This window comes from Leisingera sp. ABM4_060 (assembly GCF_056158765.1).
Window position 1 is genome coordinate 136,228 of the sequence record NZ_JBSWTX010000001.1, and the last position, 26,950, is coordinate 163,177.

Here is a 26,950-nt window from a genome sequence, read left to right on the forward strand (position 1 = left end):
AATATCCCGGAGCGCGAGGCAGAGCCTCGCATCCGAACCGCTGCCCCGGATCCCGGCGCTTGGGAATAACCGCCCCGGCGGTCTCCCGCGCCTGAAGCTGCCCCAAGGGGCAGATTACAGCCTTGGGCCGGGCGCGCTGCGCGCGCAAGTGATGGCTGAGAAGCGCTTCAGATGCAGGTGTGCCCTGAAGCGCCGTGCCAAGTGTAAGGAAATATGCCTGTAAAGGGTAAACGGCGCTGGCACGCCGCCGCTGCGCGGCCCTTGACAGGCGGTGTGCGCCGGTGTCAGCGCAGGATCAGCCGCGGCGCCGGTCCCAGGGGCAGAGGGCCCAGGCTCACATAGCCGCCGGAAAACCCCAAGGTGATATCAAGGTTGCGCGGGTTGCCGCGGGCTTCGGCCAGCAGCCCCAGCACCCGCTCCACCGAGCCGCGCAAGGCTGGCGGCAGCACACCGCTGCGTTCCGCCATCAGCACCAGCCCGCGCCAGTTCTCCGCCTGCAGCGCAATCTCCCCCTCTGGCAGGCCGCGCTCGTCCACCGTCAGCGCACCGGCCGCCTTGAGCCGCAGACCGCCCCAGCGGGCCTCGGCCAGTTTCAGATCGATCCGCCGCGGCTGCGGCCGCTGCTGTTCCAGCGCGCTGCGGTCCCAGGGCGCATCAAAGGCAACGGTCATTTCTGCGCTCAGGGCGTCAAACGCCTCCGGCAGGTCCGAACTGGCGGCCAGCAGCCGCCGCCAGGCCGCCCGCGGAGCGAACTCCGCAGCGGTCGCGGTGATCCGGTAGACCTCGGGCGGGCCGGATTGCGCCATGCGCAGGTCCAGCGCGCGGCCGCTCAGCACCGCCTCGCCGCTGCGGGCGATCTGCCAGGGGCCGGAGGCAAGTGCCAGATCCTCCAGCACCAGCGCCGCGCCCGGCGCCAGGGACAGGCCGGCCTGCAAGCCTTGGGCCGTGATTACCGCGGTGCGGTCGAAATAGGACAGCCGCTGCGGCGTGTCCGGAAAGCGCAAGGTCAGCTGCCCGGGCCAGATGGCCGGATTGGCCAGCTCAAGCCAATCCGCGCGCCAGGCGGTGCCGGTGCCGGGATCGGCCAGGGCAGGGCGGGAAATCCGGGTCAAATGCGCCGCCGGGTAGCCGCTGGTCTCAAGCCCGGCGTATTCCGCCTGCCAGCCCTGCCGCTCCTGCTCGGCAAACCAGGCGGCGATGCCGGTCCTGAGGCCCCAGGCCGCAGCCGCCCAATAGAGGCTCCACACCGCCAGGGCGGCAATCAGCAGTTTTGCCAGGCGCATCGGATAGCCTCTTTTGTCCGCAGCAGGATTGCTGTTTATAGGGGGGGAGCAGAAAGGGCCAGACAACATGACCATGTGGGTATTCGGATACGGATCGCTTCTTTGGAATCCCGGTTTCCCGGTGGCACGGCGCGAGGTGGCGGTACTGCACGGCTATGCGCGCTCCTTCTGCATGACTTCGATCCACCACCGCGGCACCGAGGATCACCCGGGACTGGTGCTGGCGCTGGACGCGGCCGAAGGCGCCCATTGCAAAGGCCTGGCGCTGTCGGTCGAAGCCGGCCACGAGGAACAGACCCTGGCAGAGCTGCGCGAGCGCGAGCTGATCTCCTCCGCCTATCTGGAGCGCGACCTGGAGGTGGAGCTGGCGGACGGCTCGCTGGTCACTGCCGTCACCTATGTGATCGACCCGCACCACGTGCAATATTGCGGCGGCCTCAGCCTGGAACAGCAGGCGCAGATGATCGCCCATGCGGTTGGCGGGCGCGGGCCCAATACCGAGTACCTCTATAACACCGCCGAGCATCTGTCCGAGATCGGCCTGGCGGACCGCGACCTTGACTGGCTGACCGGGCGGGTACGGGAAATCACCGCATAAAGCCTTGGCGCTTTTGACACTTTGCTTATAGGCTGCAAACGCAATACGAGCAGTAAAAGTGTCAGGAGCCCGACCAGATGGCGCAGCCAGACCGCAAGACCCGGCCGCAGTTCTCCCAGCCGGTGCGGCAGATCATCATGATGCTGATCGCGCTGGGGCTTTCCGGCTTTGGCGCCTTTGTCGCCCTGCCGCGGGTGCTGCCGGTGTTCCAGGCCAACCCCTGGCTCAACGGCTTTATCGTCCTTGTGTTCGTGATCGGCGTGCTGGCCTGTTTCTGGCAGGTGGTGCAGCTCATTGGCTCGGTGCGCTGGATCGAACGCTTCGCCGCCGGCGACAATCAGGAGCACCGCCGCCCGCCGTCGATGCTGGCGCCGCTGGCTTCGCTGCTGGGGTCGCGCTCTGCCCGGATGCAGCTGGGCTCGGCCTCGACCCGTTCGATCCTCGACTCGGTTGCCAATCGTGTGGACGAAGACCGCGAGATTACCCGGTATATCGTCAACCTGCTGATTTTCCTGGGTCTTCTGGGCACCTTCTATGGTCTGGCCACCACGGTTCCGGCGGTGGTCGACACCATCCGCAGCCTGGCCCCGCAAGAGGGCGAAGAAGGGCTTTCGGTCTTCAACCGCCTGATGACCGGGCTTGAGGCGCAGCTGGGCGGCATGGGCGTGGCCTTTGCCTCCTCGCTCCTGGGCCTTGCGGGATCGCTGATCGTGGGCCTGTTGGAGCTGTTTGCCGGCCACGGCCAGAACCGGTTCTACCGCGAGCTGGAGGAATGGCTCTCCTCGATCACCCGGGTCAGCTTTACCTCGGGTGAGGACGGCGCCAGCGACAGCGGTGTGGTCTCGCAGGTGCTCGACAACATGGCAGAGCAGATGGACGCGCTGCAGATGATGTTTGCCGAAACTTCCGAAGGCCGCGCCGCAGTGGATCAGAAACTCGGGGCGCTGGTCGAGACCATCCAGGAGATGAACCGCCGCCAGGAGCAGACCGGCACCATCACCGCAGCACTTGACCGGGTGGCAGTGGGGCAGGAGGCTCTGACCGAGATCCTGCGGGCGCAGGGCGAACATGGCGGCATCGACGCCGAAAGCCGGATGCGGCTGCGCTCGATCGATGTGCAGATGCTGCGCATCCTCGAGGAAATCTCGGCCGGCCGCCAGGAAAGCCTCACCGAACTGCGCAAGGACATCGACCTGCTGGTCAAGGCCTTTGCCCGGCCGCGCGGATTGTCCCGCGGCGGTGTGCCGGGCCGGGACGCGGGGGCGTAAGCCATGGCCCTCTCCCGGCGCACAGGACAGCGGTTCCAGGCCTCGATCTGGCCCGGGTTTGTCGATGCGATGACCGGGCTCTTGCTGGTGCTGATGTTTGTTCTGACCATCTTCATGGTGGTGCAATTTGTGCTGCGCGAGACGATCACGGGGCAGGAAAGCCAGCTGGATGAACTATCCGCCGAAGTCAGCGCGCTGGCCTCCGCGCTGGGTCTGGAAGAACGCGAAAACAGCCGCCTGAACGCCCGGCTCGGGGCGCTGACCTCGACGCTGAACACGGCCGAACAGGATCTGGAGCAGGCCCGCAGCCTGATCACCACCCTGACCGCTGAACGCGACCGGCAGGCGGGGGAGCTGGCCGAGGCCGCCAGCCGCATCACCGGTTTTGAGGCGCAGGTCGCGGCGCTGATTGCCAGCCGCGATGCCGCCCAGGCGCAAGTCGCGGACCTGAGCGCCGAACGCGAAAGCCTGGAAGCCGCCCGCACTGCGCTGCTGAGCGAGCAGGAGGCTTTGAACCTGGCGCTGGCCCAGGCCCGCGGCGAGATTGATGCCCAGGCCGAGGCCGCACGGCTGGCCGCAGCAGAGCGCGAAGCGATGGAAGCGCTGATCGCCAGCCTGGAGGCTGAGGGCACCGCGCAGGCCGGGCAAATCTCCGATTTGCAGGAGCAGCTTGGCGACGAAGAAGCGGCCCGGCTGCTGGAGGCCGCCACCGCCGAGGCCCTGCGCGAACGCCTGCAGAACGCCGATGCAGAGCTCACGGCCATGACCCTGGCGCTGGAGGCGCAGCGGCAGGAGGCGGAGGACACGCTGACCCTGCTGGCCGCTGCCGAGACGGCAAAGAAACAGCTGGATGCGCAGTTGAGCGATCTGGAGGCGGCGCGGACCGGGGCAGATGCCGAGGCCCTGGCTGGCAGCCGAACTTGCGGCGGCCCAGGCCGCTCTGGCCGCGGCGGAATTCCAAGCCGCGGATGCGGATGTGCTGCGCCAGCGCCTGCTGGCGGTGGTGTCGGATCTGGAAACGGCCGAGGCCGCCGCCTCCGAGCGCCTGAGCCTGGCCGAAGAACGTGCGGCGCTGCTGGCCCAGGCCCGCTCCGCCCTGTCTGATGAACAGGCCATTTCCGAGGAAGCCCGCCGTGAGACCGCGCTGCTCAATCAGCAGGTGGCGGCGCTGCGCGAGCAGCTTGGCGGGTTGCAGGCGATCCTGGACGATTACCAGGCCCGCGACGCGGCACAGCAGGTGCAGTTGCAGAACCTGGGCCAGGACCTGAACGCAGCGCTGGCCCGCGCGGCGTCTGAGGAACGCAAGCGCCGCCTGCTGGAAGAAGAGGAACGCAAGCGGCTGGAGGCGGAGGCCGAACGGCTGGAAGCCGAGGCGGGCCGGCTTGCGGATGAGGCGCAGGACCTGGCGCGCTACCGGTCGGAGTTCTTTGGCCGCCTGCGCGACCTCCTGGGCACCCAGGAAGGGGTGAAAATCCAGGGCGACCGCTTTGTCTTTGCCTCCGAAGTGCTGTTCGATCCAGGCAGCGCAACCCTATCGCCGGAAGGGGAGGTGGAGATCGCCAAGGTGGTCTCGATCCTGCAAAGCGTGGTGGCGGCGATCCCGCCGGAGATCAACTGGGTGATCCGGGTGGACGGTCATACCGATGACACGCCGCTGGGGGCGCATCCGAAATTTGCCGACAACTGGGAGCTCAGCCAGGGCCGGGCGCTGTCGGTGGTGCGCTACATGGTGGAGGCACTGGGCGTGCCGCCTTCACGGCTGGCGGCCAACGGGTTTGGCGAGTTCCAGCCGGTCAATCTGGCGGACACGCCGGAGGCCCGGGCCCAGAACCGGCGGATCGAGCTGAAGTTCACCGAAAAATAAGCCGGTGCCGCCTCCGGACGGGCTGCGATGTCCGGGCCGGTTGCTGTGTACGGCTGGCTTGGGAGTGCGGGGGCGGCGGGTGCAACCCGCTTCACTAAAGGAGACAAGCTACTAGTTACACACGGGTTGCTGCCCCACCGGGCAGTAGGGCCCTTATTAAACTATTGCAAATGCGGAGGGTTTCAAACCGGCGGCGGGCCGGGGCTGTGCAGGGGCCGCAGCCGCAATGCTCCCGCCCGGCGCCGGGCCGCCCCAAGGGGCACCCGCGCCCGTTGGGCCGCGCAGCCGCCGCGGCTTGCGCCCCGGCGGCTGCGGCAGCGCCTCATTGCGAGGCCGCGCCGGTTTGCGGGGCGATATCCATGCTGCTGAGGAAGCGGTCGATCTCCTGGCCGTCCCGCAGCAGCCGGGCGGTGCCGGAATAGCTGCCTGCAGGCCAGGCATCGCCGCGCAGGCGGCGGCCGGCGGCGCGGAAGAACTGGGCCTGGTTCTTGGGCAGGGCTTCGCTGTGGGAGACAAGCTCGCCGCCGGGGCCGGTCACCGTCAGCTCAAGCGTGTCGCCCGCCTGGCCGCCAAAGGCGTAGGCCCAGAAAACAAAGGCCGGCGCATCGGGCGCCAGCGGCGCCTCATCGGCGGCTCCGGCCCGGATCGCGGCGTAGTCCGGGATAGCGGTGCTGAATCCGGCCCCCAGCAGGCCGCCCGGCTGATAGGGCGGCAGGTCGGCCCAGAGCGTGTCCGCAGGCGCCGCGCCGCAGGTGCCCTGCCGTTCTGGTGCAAACGGGTCCACCACCGCGCCGTCCTTGCGCACCGAAAGATGCAGATGCGGGAACTGGGTCTTGCCGGAGAGGCCAACCTCGCCCAGCACATCGCCCGCCGCGACCTTCATGCCTTTCTGCACCTGAACCGAGCCGCGTTTCATGTGGCAGTACTGCGTTTCCCAGCCATCGGCGTGGCGCAGGATCACGCCGTTGCCGCATTCCTTGCCCTCAATGTCCGCGGCGTTCTCTGCCGTGGCATAGGTGTCGGCCATGCTGTCGCGGGTGCCCAGGACCACCCCGTCCGCGGCGGCGCGGACCTTTGTGCCGGCCTGCATGTCCGACAGGTAGGGCAGGGCGAAATCGGTGCCCTTGTGGCCCTCATAGCTGAGCGTGCCGCAGGTGAAATCCGTGGCGCCCGGCCCCGGGTCATGGTCGACAAACTGCTGAATGTGGCAGTCCTCGCCCAGGGTGCACTCCAGCGGCAACTGCAAAAGAAAATCGCCCGCCGCGGCGGGCGCGGCGAGCGATGTTGCTGTGATCAGTGCGGCAAGGCGCATCAGTCTGCGGTCAGCAGCGGCGGCTTGTTGCCGGAGATCCGCGGCTTGCTGGGGCCTTCCAGGCGCAGATCCAGCTTGCCGTCCTTGATGCCGACCTGCACCACGCCGCCCTTGGTGAGCTTGCCGAACAGCAGCTCTTCGGCCAGCGGTTTCTTGATGTGCTCCTGGATGACCCGGCCCAGGGGGCGCGCGCCCATGCGGTCGTCGTAGCCCTTGTCGGCCAGCCATTCGGCGGCCTTGCGGGTCAGCTCGATCGAGACGTTGCGGTCCATCAGCTGCGCTTCCAGCTGCAGCACGAACTTCTCGACCACCTGCAGGATCACCTCTTTGCCCAGCGGCGCGAAGGAGATCACCGCATCCAGGCGGTTGCGGAATTCCGGCGTGAAGGTGCGCTCAATCGCAGCGGTGTCCTCGCCCTCGCGGCGGTCGCGGCCAAAGCCGATGGCAGCCTTTGCCTGCTCGGATGCGCCGGCATTGGAGGTCATGATCAGGATCACGTTGCGGAAATTGACGGTGCGGCCGTTGTGGTCGGTCAGCTGGCCGTTGTCCATCACCTGCAACAGGATGTTGTAGACGTCCGGGTGCGCCTTCTCGATCTCGTCGAGCAGCAGCACGCAGTGCGGGTGCTGGTCGACACCGTCGGTCAACAGGCCGCCCTGGTCAAAGCCGACATAGCCCGGAGGCGCGCCGATCAGGCGGGAGACCGCGTGTTTCTCCATGTATTCCGACATGTCAAAGCGCAAGAGTTCCACACCCAGCTGGTCTGCCAGCTGTTTGGCCACCTCGGTTTTGCCGACGCCGGTGGGGCCTGCAAACAGGTAATTGCCGATCGGCTTTTCCGGTTCGCGCAGGCCCGCACGGGCCAGCTTGATGGCGCTGGACAGGGCGGTGATCGCATCGTCCTGGCCGAACACCACGCGTTTCAGCGATTTCTCCAGATCCTTCAGCACCTCTGCGTCGTCTTTCGACACGTTCTTCGGCGGGATGCGGGCGATCTTGGCCACCACGGCCTCGATCTCCTTGACGCCGATGGTCTTGCGGCGCTTGCTTTCGATGATCAGATGCTGCGCGGCGCCGGCCTCGTCAATGACGTCGATGGCCTTGTCCGGCAGCTTGCGGTCATTGATGTAGCGCGCCGACAGCTCCACCGCGGTCTTGATCGCGTCGCCGGTGAACTTGATGCCGTGATGCTCCTCGAAATAGGGTTTCAGCCCCTTCAGGATCTCGATGGAATCTTCCACCGACGGCTCGTTCACGTCGATCTTCTGGAACCGGCGGCTCAGCGCGCGGTCCTTCTCAAAGTGCTGGCGGAACTCCTTATAGGTGGTGGAGCCCATGGTGCGCAGCTTGCCGCCCTGCAGCGCAGGTTTCAGCAGGTTGGAGGCGTCCATGGCACCGCCGGAGGTCGCACCGGCACCGATCACGGTGTGGATTTCGTCGATAAACAGCACCGCGTCGGGGTGGTCCTCCAGTTCGGAGACCACGGCCTTCAGCCGCTCCTCAAAGTCGCCGCGGTAGCGGGTGCCCGCCAAGAGCGCGCCCATGTCGAGCGAGTAGATCGTGGTTTCCGACAGGATGTCCGGGGTTTCGCCCGAGACGATGCGGCGCGCCAGGCCTTCGGCGATGGCGGTCTTGCCGACACCGGGGTCGCCCACCAAGAGCGGGTTGTTCTTGCGGCGGCGGCACAGCACCTGGATGCAGCGCTCGACCTCGTGGTCGCGGCCGATCAGCGGATCAATGTCGCCGTCGCGGGATTTCGCGTTGAGGTCGACGCAGTATTTCGCCAGCGCGGACTCTTTCTTTTCGCCCTCCGGTGCGGCGGTCAGATTGTCCTCTTCCTGCTCGGTCGCGCCGGTCACCGGACGGGACTCACCGAACGCGGGGTCCTTGGCAACGCCGTGGGCGATGAAATTAACCGCGTCATAACGGGTCATTTCCTGGTCTTGCAGGAAGTAGGCCGCGTCGCTTTCGCGCTCGGCAAAGATCGCCACCAGCACATTGGCGCCGGTCACCTCGGTGCGGCCGGAGCTTTGCACATGGATGGCGGCGCGCTGGATGACGCGCTGGAAGGCGGCGGTCGGCACCGCCTCCGAGCCGTCAATGTCTGTCACCAGGTTGGCCAGATCCTCATCCACGAATTCCACCAGGGAGGATCGCAATTCGGATAGGTCGACGCTGCAGGCGCGCATGACGCGGGCCGCGTCGGGCTCGTCGATCAGGGCCAGAAGCAGATGTTCCAGGGTTGCGAATTCATGACGGCGTTCATTCGCCAGCGCCAGCGCTGCGTGAATGGCCTGTTCCAGGGTGCTCGAGAATGAAGGCACGGGCGTGCTCCTCTGATCTTGGGTTGGCCGGTACGGGGTCGGCGTTAACCATCCCCTCAGTTCAACCATGTGCTTATAAGGTTAGAGTTTGGTTGATAGAGCGCCGGCTTCAAGGGCTTTTCTGCATTTTGGGGTCACAAATATTTTCTCCCTGTTGCCCTCTGGACCCCTTGATTTGTTCAGAAATTGTCTTTGCGCTTGCGGATTTCGGCAAAAACATCCGCGTCTTCAGCGTCTTCCATGCCCAGGTTTGCTCTCACGGCGGCGTCACCGGCGCGCAGGAACGGGTTGGTGTCCAGCTCCTGCTGCAAGGAAGACGGCACCGTCGGCACACCGTTTTCACGGGCCTTTGCGATATCGCGCACACGCGCCTGCAACGCCGGGTTGCCCGGGTCCACGGTCACCGCAAAGGCACCGTTAGCCTGGGTGTATTCATGTCCAGAGTAAACCATAGTTTGCGGCGGCAGCGCGGCAAGACGCGACAGGCTTTTCCACATCTGGGGCGGGGTGCCTTCGAACAGCCGGCCGCAGCCGAGGGCCATCAGGCTGTCGGCGGTGAACACCGCGTCAGCGCCGGGCATGTGAAAGGCGATATGGCCCACGGTGTGGCCGGAAACATCCATCACATGCACGTCTTCACCCAGCAGCGTGAATGTGCCGCCGTCCTCGACCGCCAGGTCCAGCTCCGGCAGGCGGTGGGCATCTGCGGCCGCTCCAATGACCTTGGCGCCATAGGCCCCGCGCAGCTCCGCGACGCCGTCCACATGGTCCCAGTGGTGATGGGTCAGCAGGATCCAATCCAGCCCCCAGCCGCGCTCCGCCAGCGCAGCCTTGATGGCACCCGCTTCGGGCGCATCCACCAGCGCGGTTTCGCCCGAAGCCGGATTATGGATCAAAAAGGCATAGTTATCCGACAGACAGGGCAGGGTGATGATCTCAAGAGGCATGGCCATTCGCCTTTACATTGCTAAACTGCGCCCAGATTGGCCGAAGGAGCGGGCGCCCGCAATGCATCTTGATGTTCAGGATCTGAGGAATTTCTACTACCGCAGCACGCTGGGCCGCGCCGCGCAGGCCTCGATCCGCGGCCGCCTGCTCGAGATGTGGCCGGAGGCCGAGGGGCAGACTGTGGCAGGCTTCGGCTTTGCCGCCCCCTTGCTGCGCCCCTACCTGACGGGCGCGCGGCGGGTGATGGCGCTGATGCCGGGGCCGCAGGGGGTGATGCAATGGCCGGCGGGCCTGCCCAACGTCTCGGTCCTGTGCGAGGAGACCAGCTGGCCCATCGACACCGGCCGCATCGACCGGCTGGTGGTCATGCACGGGCTGGAAACATCAGAGCAGCCGACCAGGCTGCTGGAGGAATGCTGGCGGGCGCTGGGGCCCGGGGGGCGGGCGATCTTCGTGGTGCCGAACCGGGCGGGTTTCTGGGCGCGCTCGGACCGCACGCCCTTCGGCTTTGGCCGCCCCTACACGCTGCGCCAGCTCGAGGGCCAGCTGCGCGACCACCAGTTCGCCATCGAGCAGCACACCGCGGCGCTCTACCGGCTGCCCAGCCACAAGCGGTTCTGGCTGAAATCCGGCGGTATGCTCGAGAAAATGGGACGCAAGCTGCCGGCGATGATCGCGGGCGGCGTGTTCATGGTCGAGGTCAGCAAGCAGACCTACCCGCAAAAGGGCCAGATGATCCGCAGCAAGACTCCCAGCCGCATCCGGGTGCTGGAAGGCCTCTCCAACCCGATGCCGGAACCGGCCTGAAGCGGAAGCCGGGCAATCAGAACCGCCCGGCTCCGGCACTCAGGTAAACACCACGTCTCTGTTCACGACGACATCATCCGCGGAAAAGGCGTTGCCCTGCGGAATGTCCATCACCAGCAGGTCTGTACCGTCCTGGGTGGAGAATGTGTAGCGGAAGACTTCCTGCTGCTCATACCGCCCATCGAATTCGCGGGTGATTTCCAGCGGGCCTTCGATCTCCGCAGGCAGGTTCAAGGTGACAGTGAAACCGGTGACGCTGGTGCTGTCCAGCGTCAGCAGCCCCGCGTCCCGGTCCAGATGCTCAGGGTAGACATTCACGGTCATCCGGTCGCCATCGCCCGCCATATGCACATCGTGGCCCATGCCAACGCTGAGCTGATTGCCGCCCTGGCTCTGGACTTCGACGTCTGCCCCGGCGTCACGGGCAATGTTAACCACATCCGTGCCCAGGCCGGTGCGGACCTCAAGGTTGTCTCCGCTGGCGGTCAGCGTGTCGTCGCCGTCGCCCAGGTCGATGATGCTGCTGCTGTCCGAAGCGCCGGCCGGGGTCCAGGCAATCGCATCATCGCCGTTGCCGGCGTTCACCGCCAGGCTGTGGCTGGTGGCGGTCAGCACATCATTGCCATCCCCCAGCCGCGCCACATCATGAATGCCGCCGGCCGCGACAGTGTCATCACCGCCGAAGGTGGAATAATAGGAGGAGACCCCGCTGCCGTAGGCCTCGCCGGTGTCATCGCCGAACACCGGATCCAGCTCCGGCCCGCCGCTGTCGATCAGCCGGATTTGATCCGCCGGCAGGTCGCTGACCCCCTCAACAAGGATCACCGCAGTCTTCACATAGGCGTCAGCGCCGGTATGAGAGCCGGTAAAGCGGACCACCACCTCGGTACTGTCCCCGGCTGGGCGGGTTTCAAATTCCAGTATGCTGCCAAACCCCTGTCCGTCGGTTTCACCTGTATAAAGCGCCAGGACATCTTCCCCGGGATCAAAGTCCCGGATGACAGCGGTTGTCCTTTCATCTTCCGTAACCGCCGGGCCTGTATGCGTCGTTCCAATATTGAACACATCTTCCCCAGCGCCACCGGTCAGAAGGCCGGGGCCTTCGCTCCGGTCGAAGGCATGGGTATAGGTCAATGTGTCATTGCCTTCACCGCCATCAAGATCTGCGTGGCCGTTGCCGGTCAGAAGATCCGCACCTTCACCGCCGCTGCCGTAAGCGCGTTCGCCGGACAAGGGCCGGAGATGGATTTCGTCATTGCCAGCGCCGCCTTCAAGCGTGCTGCCGCTTGCGCCATGCAGCGTGTCGTCACCCGTGCCGCCTGAAACCTCGCTCTCCCGGTTGCCATCAATGAGATCATTCCCGGCGCCGCCCGTAACGGTGCCTTGCAGGGACACGTCAATCGTGTCGTTGCCTGTGCCGCCGTCAACGCTTGCTTCCCGGCCGGCACTGATCTGGTCGTTCCCCTGGCCGCCGGTCGCTTGGGCGAAGGAGGCAACATCAATCGTGTCGTTTCCGCCGCCGCCAGACGCGATGCCGTTGCTGCCGGAATACAGGTAATCATCCCCGCCGCCGCCATGCAGCGTGACGTTGTCCTCAAACCGTTTGCCAAGCGTGTCGTTGCCGTCCAGGCCGAACCCGGTCTGGCCGCTGGAAATCTCAAGCGTGTCGTCGCCGGCCGTACCCAGAACGGTTTCCTCAAACTCAGGCTCGGGTTCCGGCTCCGGTTCGAGTTCCGGCTCCGGTTCGGGATCAGATTGCGGCTCAGGTTCCGGTTCCGGCCTAGGTTGCGGTTCCGGCTCGTCTGGGGCGAGGGGGGTATCGTCTTCGTCGTTGATGGTGTCGATGACGGCGGCTGCGGCGGCGACACCGGCTGTGGCCATCAGGATTACGGCAAGCATACGACCAATCTTTCAGTTGAATGTAATTTTCACGATAACCGTCACAATTGCGCTGAAACTTGGGTTTGTCCAGCATCCGGGGCGCTCCGCCGCAAGAAAGGGCAGGTCTTTCCCTCCAAGGGGCCAGGGGGCGGTAAAACGCCGTTGCATTTCGATTCCCGAAATCTGCCCGCACCGCCCGTTTGGGTGGTTTTCCCTCCATATGTGACGTTTTTTGGTGCAAATGCCGCTTTCCGGAATCGCCAAATCCTGCAGTTCAGCCGCACTTTTTTAATAATATACTGTGGTCAAAGGGCCGCACTTCTCGCAAGTCTTTGAAAACATGTGAAACTTGCTTTCCAATGTTACCGTTATAGAGAGTTGATAGGTCGCATCCGCTCTGCTAGACCCACGCTGATTTCAACGCCCCGCTGCCAATGGGGGATGACTCACGCCCCCGGACGCCGCCTGTGGCCAGGTATGCCAACCGGGGCCAAAAACATATCGGAAGGGTGGACGTGTCCGAACCAGCTTCGATTTCTGCAGGCATTGCTGCGCGCTATGCCACGGCGGTGTTCGACATCGCGGAAGAAAACAAGGCGCTCGACAGCCTTGAATCCAGCATCAATGACCTGGCAGCCGCGCTGGCTGACAGCGACGACCTCAACGGCCTGATCCATTCGCCGCTGGTGTCGCGCGAAGAGCAGGGCGCCGCTATCACCGCGGTGGCAGACAAGATGGGCATTGATCCCGTCCTGCGCAATACCCTGGCTCTGATGGCCGACAAACGCCGCCTGTTTGTGCTGCCCGCGCTGATCGAGGCGCTGCGCGCCCGCCTGGCCGATGCCCGCGGCGAAGTGACCGCAGAAGTGGTCTCTGCCAAGGCGCTGACCAAGACCCAAAGCGAAAAGCTGGCCAAGACCCTGGCCGAGCGCGTGGGCAAGAAAGTTACCATCAATGCTTCCGTCGATGCCTCCATCATCGGCGGTCTTGTCGTTAAAGTGGGCTCGAAGATGATCGACAGCTCGATCCGCTCCAAGCTCAACTCCCTACAGAATGCAATGAAAGAGGTCGGATAAATGGGTATCCAAGCAGCAGAGATTTCTGCGATCCTTAAAGACCAGATCAAGAATTTTGGTCAAGAAGCCGAAGTGGCAGAAATCGGCCGCGTGCTGTCCGTTGGTGACGGTATTGCCCGCGTCTACGGCCTCGACAACGTTCAGGCCGGTGAAATGGTCGAATTCCCGGGCGGCATCATGGGCATGGCGCTGAACCTGGAAGCCGACAACGTCGGTATCGTGATCTTCGGCTCCGACCGCGACATTAAAGAAGGCGACACCGTCAAGCGCACCAACTCCATCGTGGACGTTCCGGCCGGCCCCGAGCTGCTGGGCCGCGTTGTCGACGGTCTGGGCAACCCGCTGGACGGCAAGGGCCCGATCAACGCCTCCCAGCGTCAGGTTGCTGACGTCAAGGCGCCGGGCATCATCCCGCGTAAATCGGTGCACGAGCCGATGGCAACCGGCCTCAAGTCGGTTGACGCGATGATCCCGATCGGCCGCGGCCAGCGCGAGCTGATCATTGGCGACCGTCAGACCGGCAAGACCGCCGTGGCTCTGGACACCATCCTGAACCAGAAGGTCTACAACGACGCCGCGGGCGACGACGAGTCCAAGAAACTGTACTGCGTCTACGTGGCTGTCGGCCAGAAGCGTTCGACCGTTGCCCAGCTGGTGAAAAAGCTGGAAGAGTCCGGCGCCATGGAATACTCGATCGTGGTTGCCGCAACCGCGTCCGACCCGGCCCCGCTGCAGTTCCTGGCACCCTATGCCGCAACCGCGATGGCCGAATACTTCCGCGACAACGGCAAGCACGCGCTGATCATCTATGATGACCTCTCCAAGCAGGCTGTGGCCTACCGCCAGATGTCCCTGCTGCTGCGCCGTCCGCCGGGACGTGAAGCCTATCCGGGCGACGTTTTCTACCTGCACTCCCGCCTGCTGGAGCGTTCGGCCAAGCTGAACGAAGACTTCGGCGCCGGCTCGCTGACCGCTCTGCCGGTCATCGAAACCCAGGGCGGCGACGTGTCCGCGTTTATTCCGACCAACGTGATCTCGATCACCGACGGCCAGATCTTCCTGGAAACCGAACTGTTCTACCAGGGCATCCGCCCCGCCGTGAACACCGGTCTATCGGTTTCGCGTGTGGGCTCCTCGGCTCAGACCAACGCAATGAAAACCGTTGCAGGCCCGGTGAAACTGTCGCTGGCCCAGTACCGCGAGATGGCAGCCTTCGCCCAGTTCGGCTCCGACCTGGACGCCGCCACCCAGCAGCTGCTGAACCGTGGCGCCCGTCTGACCGAGCTGATGAAGCAGCCGCAGTACTCGCCGCTGACCAACGCCGAAATCGTTTGCGTCATCTTCGCAGGCACCAACGGCTACCTGGACGGTGTTGAGCTGAAAGACGTCGGCCGCTGGGAAGCAGGCCTGATCGCCCACATGCGCGGCAAAGGCAAAGAAACCCTGGACTGGATCACCAACGAAGATCCCAAGATCAAGGGCGACGCCGCTGACAAACTCAAGGCTGCGATCGACGAATACGCCGCAACCTTCGCATAAGGAGAGAGACGGGACATGCCTTCTCTCAAGGACCTTAAAAACAGGATCGAGTCGGTCAAATCGACCCGCAAGATCACCAAAGCCATGCAAATGGTGGCCGCGGCGAAACTTCGCCGCGCCCAGGAAGCTGCCGAGGATTCCCGGCCCTACACCAAGCGGTTCAATGCCGTGATGGCAGGGCTGGCGGCCTCGGTCGGCGGCTCCGACTCCGCGCCCAAGCTGCTCCGCGGCACCGGCTCGGACCAGGTTCAGCTGCTGGTCGTGATGACTGCCGAGCGCGGTCTGTGCGGCGGCTTCAACTCGAACATTGCCAAGCTCGCCCGCCAGAAGGCGGCCGAGCTGAAGGCCGCGGGCAAGACGGTCAAGGTTCTGACCGTCGGCAAGAAGGGCCGCGACGCCCTGAAGCGCGACCTGGGCGATGATTTCGTCGGCCATGTGGACCTGAGCGAAGTGAAGCGCATCGGCTATGCCAACGCGCAGGCTGTCGCAAAGGACATCCTGACCCGGTTCGATGCTGGTGAATTCGATGTTGCCACGATCTTCTATGCGGAGTTCGTCAACGTCGTGACCCAGATCCCGACCGCTCAGCAGATCATCCCGGCCTCCTACGAGGGCGGCGAAGCCGAGACCACCTCTGCGGTCTATGACTACGAGCCCGGCGAAGAGCGGATCCTGGCGGACCTGCTGCCGCGCGGCGTGGCGACTCAGATCTTCTCGGGTCTGCTGGAAAACGGCGCATCCGAACAGGGTGCCCGGATGAGCGCGATGGACAACGCGACCCGCAACGCGGGCGATATGATCGACAAGCTGACCATCGAGTTCAACCGTTCCCGTCAGGCCGTGATCACCAACGAGCTGATTGAAATCATTTCGGGCGCTGAGGCGCTCTAAGAGACAACCGGAGACCAACAAATGGCACAAGCAAAAGGCAAGGTGACTCAGATCATCGGCGCCGTTGTGGACGTCCAGTTCGACGACCACCTGCCCGCAATTCTGAACGCACTGCACACCCCGAACGACGGCAAGACCCTGGTTCTGGAAGTGGCTCAGCACCTCGGCGAAAACACCGTCCGCTGCATCGCGATGGACGCGTCCGAAGGCCTGGTCCGCGGTCAGGAAGTGACCGACACCGGCGCGCCGATCTCGATCCCGGTCGGCAACGCGACCCTGGGCCGCATCCTGAACGTCGTGGGCGAGCCCGTGGACGAAAAGGGCCCGGTCAACGCGACCGAGACCCGCGCGATCCACCAGCCCGCGCCTGAGTTCAACGAACAGTCCACCGAGTCCGAGATCCTGGTGACCGGCATCAAGGTCATCGACCTGCTGGCCCCTTACTCCAAAGGCGGCAAAATCGGCCTGTTCGGCGGCGCCGGCGTGGGCAAGACCGTTCTCATCATGGAACTGATCAACAACATCGCCAAAGTGCACTCGGGCTTCTCCGTGTTCGCGGGTGTTGGCGAGCGGACCCGTGAAGGCAACGACCTGTACTGGGAAATGATCGAATCCAACGTGATCAAGCCGGACAACCTGGAAGAATCCCAGGTGGCCCTGGTTTACGGTCAGATGAACGAACCTCCGGGAGCCCGTGCCCGTGTTGCACTGACCGGCCTGACCCTGGCCGAACAGTTCCGCGACCAGTCCGGCACCGACGTTCTGTTCTTCGTGGACAACATCTTCCGCTTTACCCAGGCGGGTTCGGAAGTGTCGGCTCTGCTCGGCCGTATTCCTTCGGCGGTGGGCTACCAGCCGACCCTGGCAACCGACATGGGCGCCATGCAGGAACGCATCACCTCCACCAAGAACGGCTCGATCACCTCGATCCAGGCTGTGTACGTTCCCGCGGACGACCTTACCGACCCGGCACCGGCAACCACCTTTGCCCACCTGGACGCGACCACCGTTCTGAACCGTGCGATCTCCGAGCTCGGCATCTACCCCGCTGTGGACCCGCTCAACTCCTCCTCGCGCCTGATGGACCCGCAGATCGTTGGCGAAGAGCACTACGCAGTGGCTTCCGACGTTCAGCAGATCCTCCAGCGCTACAAGTCGCTGCAGGACATCATCGCGATCCTCGGCATGGACGAACTGTCGGAAGAGGACAAGCTGACCGTTGCGCGTGCGCGTAAGATCCAGCGTTTCCTGTCCCAGCCGTTCGACGTTGCGAAGGTGTTCACCGGCTCCGACGGTGTGCAGGTTCCGCTGGAAGACACCATCTCCTCCTTCAAGGCGGTTGTGGCCGGCGAATACGATCACCTGCCCGAAGGCGCCTTCTACATGGTTGGCGGCATCGACGAAGTGCTGGCCAAAGCCGAGAAGATGGCTGCGGAAGCCGCCTAAGCACGGATTTTCCCCTGCGCCGCTGGCGGGGCAGGGGAACCCTGAAAGGAGGCCCCAATGGCACAAACGATGCAATTCGACCTCGTCAGCCCCGAGCGGAGCCTGGCTTCGCTGCAGGCCAGCGCGGTTCAGATCCCCGGAGCCGAGGGTGACATGACGGCGATGCCTCAGCACGCGCCGACCATCACTACCCTGCGCCCCGGCGTGCTGAAGGTCGAAAGCCCGGAAGGCAACGCGGACTATCTGGTCACCGGCGGCTTTGCCGAAATCGCAGGCGACAGCCTGTCGGTTCTGGCCGAGCGCGCGATCCCGATGGCTGAAATGACCCGCGATCAGATGAACGCGCTGATCGAGGAAGCCCGCGAGATGTACAAGACCGCGAAAGAGGAAGACCAGCCCCACGGCCTGGTCGAGGACGCAGCCAAGCTGCTCGCCGACATGGAAGCCCTGGGCACCCATATGTCCCTCTGATCCAAGCGCGGATTGGACGAAAAGAAACCGGCTCCCGTTTGGGGGCCGGTTTTTTCTTGGGATGCAGGAGCGCTTAGGCCAGCGGAGAAGCGCTGTGGAATGCGCTCTGTTTAGCTCCAACGCCTGGAGAACCTATGTCATCCTGCGGGATGAACCGGCGGTCAGTGAGTACCGCAGCGGAAGGCGGGATCGAGCCCATAGCTGCCTTTGCCTACCAGCTCGGATGTGGCGGGCGCAGTGCGCCACTCACAGCTCGGAGCGGACACGGCGGCTCGACAGGCCTGGCGGAAACTGAACTTTCGCTGAGCAAGGCATCGATGGCCCAGATGATTAGAACGCAAGTCGAAGAAATTGCGTATGAGCTACCTATTTTATTTAGGCCCGCCTGCTTCGTTTCGTTGCCCGCTCATTCTACCTAAATAGAATATTGTCAGCTGCTGCAGGTCCAATGGGGTTGTTCACCAAGCCATCCCCATCATCGAGCCGCGTAGCAGGATGGACTATGTCGTCCAGGTTAGATCCAAAATGTCAAAATGCTCCAGCGTTGGCCGTCGGAACCGGACAAAATGGGTCTTCAAACCGCGAGTGCAGCTTCAACTCGGTAGAATAATGGGCTGCCGCGTCGATAGACGTCAGACGCAAGAATACTTTCAGCGACTGCTTTCAGGCTTTCTACTCCTGTCTGTGGGATATGTCTGGGTTGATCAGCCGTAAGCGGGACGAGGAGAAACTCCGATACATCCTCGTGCCTCATCTCATTCCATTCATTATTCGCGCCCATCTCGCAAAGCGAAATCTTCTCGGCCATGGGGCGACCATCAAAGTCTTGGGTGCGTGTTCGTAAGGTTGCAATGCTCCCGCCAGAGTTCGTGTCAGAGCAGGCGTAGAGGCCATCGAACATGCGTTCAGAAACATGGCGCAGCATGTAGCTGACAAGTGGCGTTTCCAAATCGAGTGGAAACGCGTGCTTTGGCACTTGCGCGCCAGCACGCGGCGCAACGAATGTCAGGTGTTCTGCGCGCCCGTAGTGCGGAAATTTATTGATCAAGTCGTCGGGCAATGTGATTTCAACACGCCCCTTGTCCTGATCCCATCGGCGCAGCTTCATCCCGAGCCGTTCAGCTGCTCCTGCGACAAACGATGCCAAATGCCGGTGGTCCAAATCGGTCTTCATCGTCGAACCGGCTGCATCAGCGAAACTGAGGATTTCTTCTTCGGCGAGCCGGGCCGATTTGGCAATTTCGAGAGCGGCTTCGATTTCTTCCTCTGTTCGTGCGATGTTGATTCCTTCCGCTCGTGTCAGGATCTCCTCCATGTCAATCTGTTGCAGTAGGGACCCCAGGATTTCTGACTCCATGCTTTCGGCTGAGTCCTTTTGAACTGTCGCCAGTTCTCGAGCGATGGTCTCGACACGATCGACCAGGACGTCGATTGCGTGGGCATCAAAGTTGTCGTTGACGCTGAGGTTGATTACTTGGACCCGTTTGGTTTGCCCGTATCGATAAAGACGACCAATCCTCTGTACGATACGCGAAGGATTCCAAGGCAGGTCATAGTTCACCATAACATGGCAATTCTGCTGAAGGTTCAAACCTTCACCACCAGCTTCGGTCGAAATCATTACATGCGCTTCGCCCTCGTTGAAACGCTCAACCTCTTTTGCCCGGTCGTCAATCTTCATGGAGCCGTTGATCTGAGCGACTGTTATCCCAGGCTGATGCAGAGCAATCAACTCGGCAAGCCACTGTTGGGTTGCTCGATACTCCGTGAATACCAATAGCGACTGATTTTCTTCGCCGAGTGGTTTGAGGATCTGTTCAAGGAACAGCTTGCCTTTCTCATCGGTCTGCCGCGCTTCAGCCGCCAGTTGAATGAGTTTTTCGATCTCCTCTTCTTCATGAGTGAAGAATTCTGGGCCGTCGAAAAGGTCCTCGGAGGATCCAAGGTCTTCTTCATGAATGAAGCCGAGCTCAAGCTGTTCGGCTCTGGTTTCTGCCGTAAGCCCAAGGCCTTCCAGTGCGATACGTTCTTTTCGAAGCCTAAGCGCTCGATCAATTGCCGCGAGGCTCGAAGACGCGAGTTTCCGGTAGGTCGTCATCACAAAGCCGATTGCTCGACCCCGGGCGCCGGATGCGCGAGCCGCGGCGCCATAGCCGTGCTGAATGTACCGCTGCAGCGCGCGATCAAATGCCACAGCTTCGGCACTTGGTTCAGCGGCAACTCGGCGGGTATCGTGACCATTGAACAGCAATGTGCCAGAAGCATCAGTTACGCAATTTTTTGGGTTCCTGATCACAATATCTCCGACAACCTCCGGCATGGCTTCGAGTTGTGCAATCTCCAGCTCCAGATCGGGGCGAGCCAGCTCGAGCAGCGCGCCGAAGCGTCGTGTCTTGCCTTGGTGTGGGGTCGCGGAAAGGAGAACCATGAGGGGGGTAACAGCGCGAAGCATCTCAGCCATCGCGTACCGCTCTGTGCGCTCGCCGCGTTCGCTGACACCAAGACGGTGAGCTTCGTCTACTGCGATCAGATCCCATCCGCCACAGTTCGTGAGCAGCGAGATGTGTGGATCGCGTTTGGCGAGATCCATTGAAATGATCACGCCGTCATGGATCGCAATCTCCTCTGGGTATTCAGGCGAAAAGTCGCGCCCATAAATCACAAAGGTTTGCCCGAAGCGCCTGCGCATCTCATCCTTCCATTGCGTTACGAGAGAGGATGGACAGACAATCAGAACCCGTCGTGCTCGACCTTGCCGACGCAGCGCGTGGATGATCAGGCCCATTTCTATGGTTTTTCCTAGGCCAACGTCGTCTGCGATCATCCAGCCGGGAACACTTTCCTCGACAACGCGCCGTGCAACGTGGATCTGGTGGGGGAGCGGATCTATATCGAGACGGCTGAAGGCACCAGTGGAGTCGGCCCACGCGGACAGCGCCAGTCCCAACGTCCGAATGCGGAATCTTTCGGCATGGTCATCCGCGTGGTGTCCAACAAGACCACCTGTCATTCGGTATGTGACATCAGCACAATAGGCAAGACTTTGGAAGGGGACCCAACGTGAGATCCCATCATCGAAGAACAATACGAGGCACTGCTCGAACCCGGCCAACTCGCGCGTTGCCTCGATCCGCCCGGGACCAAAGCCCTTACGCATCTGCGGCAAATGCTCCACTTCCAATCCTGGAAAGTAGCCAGATCGGACGTTTTGGAGTGGCACGGATTTGATACCATCGCGAAAGCGAACGCGAGCATGCGTGGGGGCAGCCGAAGGAACCAGTTCGACAACGTTTCCGCTAGAGCCATCAAGTTTGATCAGGCAGTTCGTCACAGGCAAACCACCATTTACTATTTTTGAGTTATCCAGCATCAGTGGCTCCTTTCGCATCCTGCGCGATTTCCTTTTCTTTCTTGGTTTGTCGCCCGAATGTCGACGAAATTTGATCGATGTTTTGCATGCTTGGCAGGAAGACTTTCTCAGTTGCCTGTCCTGTGAAATTCGGTGCGGTATTTCTGACCTGGATATAAGTTGGCATTACAGGGTCATCATGGATGGTGCCTTCGTAGACTTGCAGGATCGGGTCCATGCTGCCTTCAAAGATTTCCTGAGCGCGTTTCAGCACGAAATGGTGATAAAAGCAGAACTCAATTGCTGATCTGGAATATGTATCCCGCTTCATCGTGAGCCACTCCTTAAGCAAAATCCCCTGAAGTGCATCAAGAGCGCGTTCACGTCCCATTGAATAGGACAGCGCATGGGCGGCTGCCCATGAAAGATGGGTTTGGTGCCTACTGTCACTGTGAAGTTCAAGGGTTCCAAGGTAACGGCGCAGCCATAGGGAACTATCGGACCGCCAATGTTCTTTCAGCGCCGCAGCGTCTTCGATCTCATGCAGGTCGCAGCCACTGTCAAACAGTCCACCGATCGCACGGACAGATGTGCCATGGGGAAACGCCACTACGATTTCGAATAGACGGTTGATCGCACCTTTACGCCCTTCGTTCCCAACGCGATGAAGCCTATGGAACAGGTTCACCGCCCTTATGTAGGCGCCGCGTTCATCGCGATCGAGCAATTTGGGCGCTGACTGGGGCCGATCAGCGCCGGTTCGGATGTCGTCTTGTCCTTGAGGGGGAAGATCGACCGGCGGCATCAGCGGCGGTGGAGGTAAGTCCTCCAACGATTGGTGGACCGCAGGGAGGTCTACTTCTGGTGGTGGAGGTGGGCCGTCTAACGAGTATTCTGGGAAAAGGGTGTCGGCAGTTGGCACGGGATGATGACTGAGCGCCTCGGGGTCATCCAAGATACCATCACGCACCGTTTCGAACAGACCAATCGAATGTGGAGGCAAGAGGCCAAACAGGTCTTCTTGAGGCAGATCAGTACTGGTGTCTTCAGCTTGTGAGACATTCTGAACATCCCAAAGCGGCGGCATTTGGTCAGGGTGTAACTTCTGGATCGAGGCTTCGACCTTCTGTTGAGACTCCTGAATCAGGTCATCAAGCGGAACTGGAGGCAACTCATCGACCGCGAGGCTACCTTCATTGCTGCCACGCAGTTTTGCAGCTGTTGACTTGGACATGGCTGGAATGCGCCGGGTAAGCCAAACTTTCAAAGCCATTCAGTTTTATCACTCTAGCAAAATAGATGGTCCAATCACCCTAGGGTAATGCAACGCTCACCCTACTCTCCGAATCCATGAATATCCATTCCAATTTGCACGGCGCTCATCTCGCATACAGCCCAACCACAGGCAGCATCAAACTCCTGGCTGAGAGGAGCACTGTACAAGTCGATGCCCTCTTGAGGGCCGCTTGGTTTGCGCTGTTTGAGCATAGAAGATCAAAGCGGGAGCTCGCCCATTTGAAATGCTAAGGATAAATTCAATCCTGTCGACGCTGCGCCTTGCCAACTGCCAGAGTTTGTTTTGGGTTCACGATGGCCATTTTCTTGGCCTGGTACGAACGACGGCTTTGGGCCGCGCGCCAAACTGTGCAAAGTCAATTTTCTGCATGAAGCGAGCACGCGAGGAAGTCTAGGCTGCGCCCGCAGCGAAAGTCCGGTTGGTCCCGACCGTGGTCTTTCATAAATTGGTCCGTGAACGGTTGCTTAGCGCCCTTCGCTCCGCGCTGCAGGTGTGAGGGTCAAGGTGGTGGTCAGTGACCGCAAAGGGCTCGAAGCCGGCCTTGCCTTGAGCCGAATTGCGCGGCCGGGCTGTTCGCTCATTTTCTTTTTCCGGCATTGTCAACCTCACCTTCTTGCGATCTGCCGTCGATCCCTCCTGCCCATTAACCCAATTCTCACCAAATTTTCCGAAATTGCCCTGCATGACATGTTCCTAACCAGCAGGATTCTCCGTGACCGATTGGACCTCCGGCTATGTGGCCGCCGTAGACTACACCTTTGACTTCCACAGCCAGCTGACACCGGCCCTGCTGGGCTTCGGCGCCATGAGCCAGGGGCACCGGCACCGGCTGAACGGGGACGGTGTCACCTATTGCGAACTGGGCTGCGGCCAGGGATTCTCGGCCAATCTGCTGGCGGCCGCCAACCCGCATATCGCGTTCCACGCCATGGACTTCAGCCCCTCCCATATGGCCGGCGCTGCGGAGCTGGCGCAGGAGGCGGGGCTGGCCAACATGCATTTCCACGAGCGCAGCTTCGAAGATTTCGGCGAGACCCCTGGGCTGCCCGCGGCCTTCGACATCATCGCGCTGCACGGCGTCTACAGCTGGGTCTCGGAAGAAAACCGGGCCCATATCAACGCCTTCATCGCCAAGAGGCTGAAACCGGGCGGGCTGGTCTATGTCAGCTATAATGCGCTGCCCGGCTGGGCCGCTGCGCTGCCGCTGCGCCGTCTTCTCACCAGCCGCGCCGCCCAAGGCAGCGGCCCGCTGCCCGGCAGGATCAGCGAGGCGGTGGCCTTTGCCCGGGAGCTGGAGCAGGCCGGGGCCGGTTATTTCGGCAAGAACCCCCCGGTTGGCCAGCGGCTTGCGCAAATGAAGGAAATGCCGCCAAGCTACCTGGCGCATGAGTATTTCAACAAGGACTGGACGCCGTTCGATTTCGAGGATCTGGCGGCTGAACTTGGCCAGGCCAAGCTGAGCTTCCTGGGCTCGGTGCATCCGCTGGACAACCTGGACCTCCTGCGCTTCACGCCCGAACAGCAGGCGCTGCTGGACGCTGAGGCGGACCCGGTCCGCCGCGAGGCGCTGCGGGACATTCTGCTGAACGAGCATTTCCGCACCGACATCTTTGTGAAGGGCAAGCTGGCCCACACGCCGCGCGGAGAGATCGGCGCCTGGTTTGCGACACCGCTGGTGCTGCTCCGGCCCTACAACGGCGGCGCGCTGAAGTTCCAGCACCGGGGCAGGCAGGTGCCGCTGGAGCAGCCGCAGTATGCACCGGTTCTGCAGGCTCTGGCGGACGGTCCGGCAACGGTGCGCAGCCTGCTGGACAAGGGGGTGTTCGGCGCCATGGACTGGGGCAGCATCTCCTTGATGCTGCAGGTGCTGGCAGGAACCGGCTGCATCGCCCCATGCCTGCCGCTGGAAGGCCTGGAAGACCGCGCTGCCGCCTGCCGCGCCTTCAACCTCGCGGTGTGCAAACGGGCCGAGGACAGCGATACGCTGCGCTTCCTGGCGTCGCCGGTCACCGGCGGCGGGGTGGAGCTGGACCGGTTCGAGCAACTGTTCCTGCTGGCCCGCAGCGAAGGACTGGAAACGCCGGAAGAATGGGCCGCCCTGGCCTGGCGCATCCTGGCGCCGCAGGGGCAGCGGCTGACCCACGAAGGCCGGGTGCTGGAGACCGACGAGGAAAATCTGGCGCTGCTGCGGGCCCGGGCCGGCCGTTTTGCCGCCCGCCGCCTGCCGCTGTGCGAAACCCTGGGGCTGGCACTGGAGGCGCCGTCCCGGACGCTGCCGCAGGCCGGAGCACAGGAGACCGCGGCCTGACCGCACCTGACGGGCCCGTTTTGCGGGCCCGGCTGCAGGGAAACCTGCCTGCACGGGGAGGCGGTCGAATCCTTTGCCTCTGCCGCCGGAGTTAGCAATTTGAAAAGCACTGCCGGTTAAACAGAATCCAATACCGTTAACCGCTGACAGGACCTTGACCCGTGTCATTTGAAGACCGCACGCTGGCTGTGCATTCCGGGGGCAGGGCCGCCCCGTTTTCTCTGGAAGATGTGTTCTTTTCCCGCACCGACAGCCGGGGCGTGATCACGGCCGGCAACGCGGTGTTCTGCCGGGTTGCCAAGTACCCGATGGAGGATCTGCTGGGCGCCCCGCACAAGCTGGTCCGCCACCCGGATATGCCGCGCGGCGTGTTCCAGCTGTTCTGGGATACCCTGAAGCGCGGCGAGACCATCGGCGCCTATGTCAAGAACAAGGCCAGCGACGGCAGCTACTACTGGGTGTTTGCGGTCGCCACCCCCTGTGACGGCGGCTATCTCTCGGCCCGGATCAAGCCATCCAGCCCGCTGCTCAAGACAATCGAAGACGAATACGCCCGGCTGCGCCAGGCCGAGCAGGCCGGGGATCTCAGCCCTGAGGACAGTGCCGCCCGGCTGCTGGCGCGGCTGCAGGAGCTGGGGTTCGCCAGTTACAATGACTTCGCAGGCCACGCGCTGGCAGAAGAGCTTCTGGCCCGCGACGCCGGGCTGAAACTGCCCGCCGATGAGCGGATCGCCGAGCGCCGGGCCATGCATGCCACGGCCGGCAAGCTGTTTGAGGAGACCGAGGCGCTGGTGCAGGAGTTTGAATCCATGCGCACCATACCGCATAACCTGCGGGTCATCGCCTCGCGGATCGAACCGGCCGGCGGGCCGGTCACCGTGCTGTCGCAGAACTACAGCGCCATGTCGCGCGAAATGGCGGGCTGGTTCGAGGCGCATGTCTGGGGCAAGAACAGCAACTTCCGCGCCATCCGCGGCACCGTCACCGCCGCGACCTTTGTCGAGGGGCTTGCGCGCATTCTCACCGAATGCGGCCGCCAGCTCGACCAGGAGGAAGGCGCCGCGGGCATCGACATCGCCCGCGAGCAGGCCATCCTGGCGCAGCTGACACAAGTGCAGTTCACCAAGGCCAGCGCCAGCCTCCAGGACGTCCGCTTCGAGGCTGAGCGCATCCAGAAGGCCTGCCTGACCTTGCACCGCCACTTCATGGCGCTCACCACCACCCGGGTGCTGTGCAAGATCGAATGCGCCCGGCTCGGCAACGTCGGGGAATCGCTCAACTCGATCATCGACGAACTGGGCCTGTTCCAGGACCGGATTTCGGTGCGGCTGGAAAAGATCTCCGGGCTCAGCGCGGCACTCAGCGGCGAGGGCTAGGGCTCCGTTTCCAGCGGGGCTTTGCGCCGGCAGCACCGCGGGGCCCAAGAAACCTGACGTGAATGGCCGCAGCCGCGTTCAGGCCTCTTTCATTCCCTGCTGCCAAGTTTAATCTGGGCCAGGGACAGGACGCTAGGGACGGCGGATGAGACGACTGCGCAACCCCCGCACGGGGATCCATCAGGGCGATGCCGAGGTGTTCTCGGATTTCGAGGACGGCGGCGAGATGTGGACCGGTTCCGGCCCGCGCGAGCGGCGCCGCGCGGTGCTGTTCGGCGAGGCTTTTGCCAGCCCGCCGGCAGTGCAGGTCGCGGTGTCGCTCTGGGATATGGACACCTCGGCGGCGATCCGCGCCGAGCTGGTGGCAGAGAACATCACCTGCGACGGCTTCGAGATCGTGTTCCGCACCTGGGCCGACAGCCGCGCCGCCCGGCTGCGCGCCTCCTGGCTGGCAATCGGCGAGCTGCCCCATGCCGATGACTGGGACGTGGACTAAACCTCTGCCGTAAGGCTTTGTGCCCGCAGCAGCTTGCGGAACTTGGGGCATTCCAGATGGCTGGGCGCCGGGCAATCGGCCACATGGCGCAGCGCGTCCCGCAGGGCGGACAGCTCGCGGATCTGCGCCTCCAGCGCATCGGCGCGGGCATGCAGCTGAGCGCGCGGCAGATCGGGGCGGCCATCCTTGCCGAACATGCCGGCAATCTCCTGCAGCGAAAACCCCGCCGCCTTGCCCAGCGTGATCAGCGCCAGCTGCAAAAGGGTTTCCGGCCCGAACTGCCGCCTGAGCCCTTTGCGCCCGGAAGAGGTGATCAGCCCCAGATCCTGGTAATACCGCAGCGCCGAGGCCGCGACGCCAGTGCGTTCCGCAACCTCGCCAATATCCAGAAGTTTCATTCTTGACCTCAAGCCAGC

The 26,950-nt window shown here is 63.0% G+C and carries 19 protein-coding genes and 1 pseudogene; 12 read left to right on the forward strand and 8 right to left on the reverse strand.

Annotated features, from left to right (window positions below; genetic code table 11):
* Nucleotides 1–284: 284 nt before the first annotated feature.
* Nucleotides 285–1,283: a DUF2125 domain-containing protein gene (locus ACXAEH_RS00580; protein WP_475030558.1), complete on the reverse strand. Its 999-nt coding sequence runs from the start codon at nucleotides 1,281–1,283 to the stop codon at nucleotides 285–287.
* Nucleotides 1,284–1,350: 67 nt separating this feature from the next.
* Here ACXAEH_RS00580 and ACXAEH_RS00585 point away from each other — a divergent pair, with 67 nt between their 5' ends.
* From ACXAEH_RS00585 to ACXAEH_RS00595, 3 genes and pseudogenes are all read left to right on the forward strand, one after another.
* On the forward strand, nucleotides 1,351–1,881 hold the full coding sequence (locus tag ACXAEH_RS00585; protein WP_475030559.1) for a gamma-glutamylcyclotransferase: 531 nt from the start codon (nucleotides 1,351–1,353) through the stop codon (nucleotides 1,879–1,881).
* A gap of 77 nt (nucleotides 1,882–1,958) precedes the next feature.
* The gene (locus ACXAEH_RS00590) at nucleotides 1,959–3,149 is read left to right on the forward strand and encodes a biopolymer transporter ExbB (RefSeq protein WP_475030560.1); all 1,191 of its coding nucleotides are present in this window, start codon (nucleotides 1,959–1,961) and stop codon (nucleotides 3,147–3,149) included.
* A 3-nt stretch (nucleotides 3,150–3,152) separates the two neighbouring features.
* Nucleotides 3,153–5,013 (forward strand): annotated as a pseudogene (locus ACXAEH_RS00595) (peptidoglycan -binding protein).
* A 322-nt stretch (nucleotides 5,014–5,335) separates the two neighbouring features.
* On the opposite strand, the gene ACXAEH_RS00600 reads toward ACXAEH_RS00595, so the two are convergent.
* The 3 genes from ACXAEH_RS00600 to gloB form a co-directional block, all read right to left on the reverse strand.
* Nucleotides 5,336–6,325, reverse strand: coding sequence for a M23 family metallopeptidase (locus tag ACXAEH_RS00600; RefSeq protein WP_475030561.1), 990 nt, complete (start codon nucleotides 6,323–6,325; stop codon nucleotides 5,336–5,338).
* Complete coding sequence (gene clpA / locus ACXAEH_RS00605; RefSeq protein WP_039129233.1) at nucleotides 6,325–8,649, reverse strand: ATP-dependent Clp protease ATP-binding subunit ClpA; 2,325 nt, start codon at nucleotides 8,647–8,649, stop codon at nucleotides 6,325–6,327. The genes ACXAEH_RS00600 and clpA overlap by 1 nt, the downstream gene beginning before the upstream one ends.
* Nucleotides 8,650–8,828: 179 nt before the next feature.
* Nucleotides 8,829–9,602: a hydroxyacylglutathione hydrolase gene (gene gloB, locus ACXAEH_RS00610; protein WP_475030562.1), complete on the reverse strand. Its 774-nt coding sequence runs from the start codon at nucleotides 9,600–9,602 to the stop codon at nucleotides 8,829–8,831.
* A 55-nt stretch (nucleotides 9,603–9,657) separates the two neighbouring features.
* Here gloB and ACXAEH_RS00615 point away from each other — a divergent pair, with 55 nt between their 5' ends.
* The gene (locus ACXAEH_RS00615; RefSeq protein ID WP_475030563.1) at nucleotides 9,658–10,404 is read left to right on the forward strand and encodes a class I SAM-dependent methyltransferase; all 747 of its coding nucleotides are present in this window, start codon (nucleotides 9,658–9,660) and stop codon (nucleotides 10,402–10,404) included.
* Nucleotides 10,405–10,443: 39 nt separating this feature from the next.
* Here the strand turns inward: ACXAEH_RS00615 and ACXAEH_RS00620 are convergent, their stop codons facing one another.
* Nucleotides 10,444–12,303 carry a hypothetical protein gene (locus tag ACXAEH_RS00620; protein ID WP_475030564.1) on the reverse strand — a complete coding sequence of 620 codons (1,860 nt, stop codon included), beginning with the start codon at nucleotides 12,301–12,303 and terminating at the stop codon, nucleotides 10,444–10,446.
* 497 nt (nucleotides 12,304–12,800) lie between these two features.
* On the opposite strand from ACXAEH_RS00620, the gene ACXAEH_RS00625 reads away from it, so the two are divergent.
* The 5 genes from ACXAEH_RS00625 to ACXAEH_RS00645 are packed head-to-tail and all read left to right on the forward strand — an operon-like array spanning nucleotide 12,801 to nucleotide 17,708.
* Nucleotides 12,801–13,361, forward strand: a complete 561-nt coding sequence (locus ACXAEH_RS00625; protein WP_475030565.1) for a F0F1 ATP synthase subunit delta — start codon at nucleotides 12,801–12,803, stop codon at nucleotides 13,359–13,361.
* Entirely contained in the window at nucleotides 13,362–14,900 is a 1,539-nt protein-coding gene (gene atpA / locus ACXAEH_RS00630; protein WP_475030566.1) for a F0F1 ATP synthase subunit alpha, read from the forward strand.
* A gap of 15 nt (nucleotides 14,901–14,915) precedes the next feature.
* Complete coding sequence (locus ACXAEH_RS00635) at nucleotides 14,916–15,791, forward strand: F0F1 ATP synthase subunit gamma (protein ID WP_475030567.1); 876 nt, start codon at nucleotides 14,916–14,918, stop codon at nucleotides 15,789–15,791.
* A gap of 21 nt (nucleotides 15,792–15,812) precedes the next feature.
* A complete protein-coding gene (gene atpD / locus ACXAEH_RS00640; protein ID WP_475030568.1) occupies nucleotides 15,813–17,237 on the forward strand; it encodes a F0F1 ATP synthase subunit beta in 1,425 nt (474 codons plus the stop codon).
* A 57-nt stretch (nucleotides 17,238–17,294) separates the two neighbouring features.
* The gene (locus ACXAEH_RS00645; protein ID WP_039159416.1) at nucleotides 17,295–17,708 is read left to right on the forward strand and encodes a F0F1 ATP synthase subunit epsilon; all 414 of its coding nucleotides are present in this window, start codon (nucleotides 17,295–17,297) and stop codon (nucleotides 17,706–17,708) included.
* Between the two features lie 574 nt (nucleotides 17,709–18,282).
* On the opposite strand, the gene ACXAEH_RS00650 is transcribed toward ACXAEH_RS00645, so the two are convergent.
* Both ACXAEH_RS00650 and ACXAEH_RS00655 read right to left on the reverse strand, forming a co-directional pair.
* Nucleotides 18,283–21,078, reverse strand: coding sequence for a DEAD/DEAH box helicase (locus ACXAEH_RS00650; protein ID WP_475030569.1), 2,796 nt, complete (start codon nucleotides 21,076–21,078; stop codon nucleotides 18,283–18,285).
* Nucleotides 21,068–22,330 (reverse strand): hypothetical protein, encoded by a 1,263-nt coding sequence (locus ACXAEH_RS00655; RefSeq protein WP_475030570.1) that lies wholly within the window; start codon nucleotides 22,328–22,330, stop codon nucleotides 21,068–21,070. Before ACXAEH_RS00655 ends, ACXAEH_RS00650 begins: the two co-directional genes overlap by 11 nt.
* A 736-nt stretch (nucleotides 22,331–23,066) precedes the next feature.
* Between ACXAEH_RS00655 and ACXAEH_RS00660 the strand changes: the two genes are divergently transcribed.
* The 3 genes from ACXAEH_RS00660 to ACXAEH_RS00670 all read left to right on the forward strand — a co-directional run bounded on the left by ACXAEH_RS00660 (nucleotide 23,067) and on the right by ACXAEH_RS00670 (nucleotide 26,534).
* A complete protein-coding gene (locus tag ACXAEH_RS00660; RefSeq protein ID WP_475030571.1) occupies nucleotides 23,067–24,662 on the forward strand; it encodes a methyltransferase regulatory domain-containing protein in 1,596 nt (531 codons plus the stop codon).
* A gap of 161 nt (nucleotides 24,663–24,823) precedes the next feature.
* Complete coding sequence (locus tag ACXAEH_RS00665; protein WP_475030572.1) at nucleotides 24,824–26,038, forward strand: PAS domain-containing protein; 1,215 nt, start codon at nucleotides 24,824–24,826, stop codon at nucleotides 26,036–26,038.
* A gap of 145 nt (nucleotides 26,039–26,183) precedes the next feature.
* Nucleotides 26,184–26,534 (forward strand): H-type lectin domain-containing protein, encoded by a 351-nt coding sequence (locus ACXAEH_RS00670; RefSeq protein WP_475030573.1) that lies wholly within the window; start codon nucleotides 26,184–26,186, stop codon nucleotides 26,532–26,534.
* Here the strand turns inward: ACXAEH_RS00670 and ACXAEH_RS00675 are convergent.
* Entirely contained in the window at nucleotides 26,531–26,932 is a 402-nt protein-coding gene (locus tag ACXAEH_RS00675; RefSeq protein WP_475030574.1) for a helix-turn-helix domain-containing protein, read from the reverse strand. The genes ACXAEH_RS00670 and ACXAEH_RS00675 overlap by 4 nt on opposite strands.
* Nucleotides 26,933–26,950 lie beyond the last annotated feature (18 nt).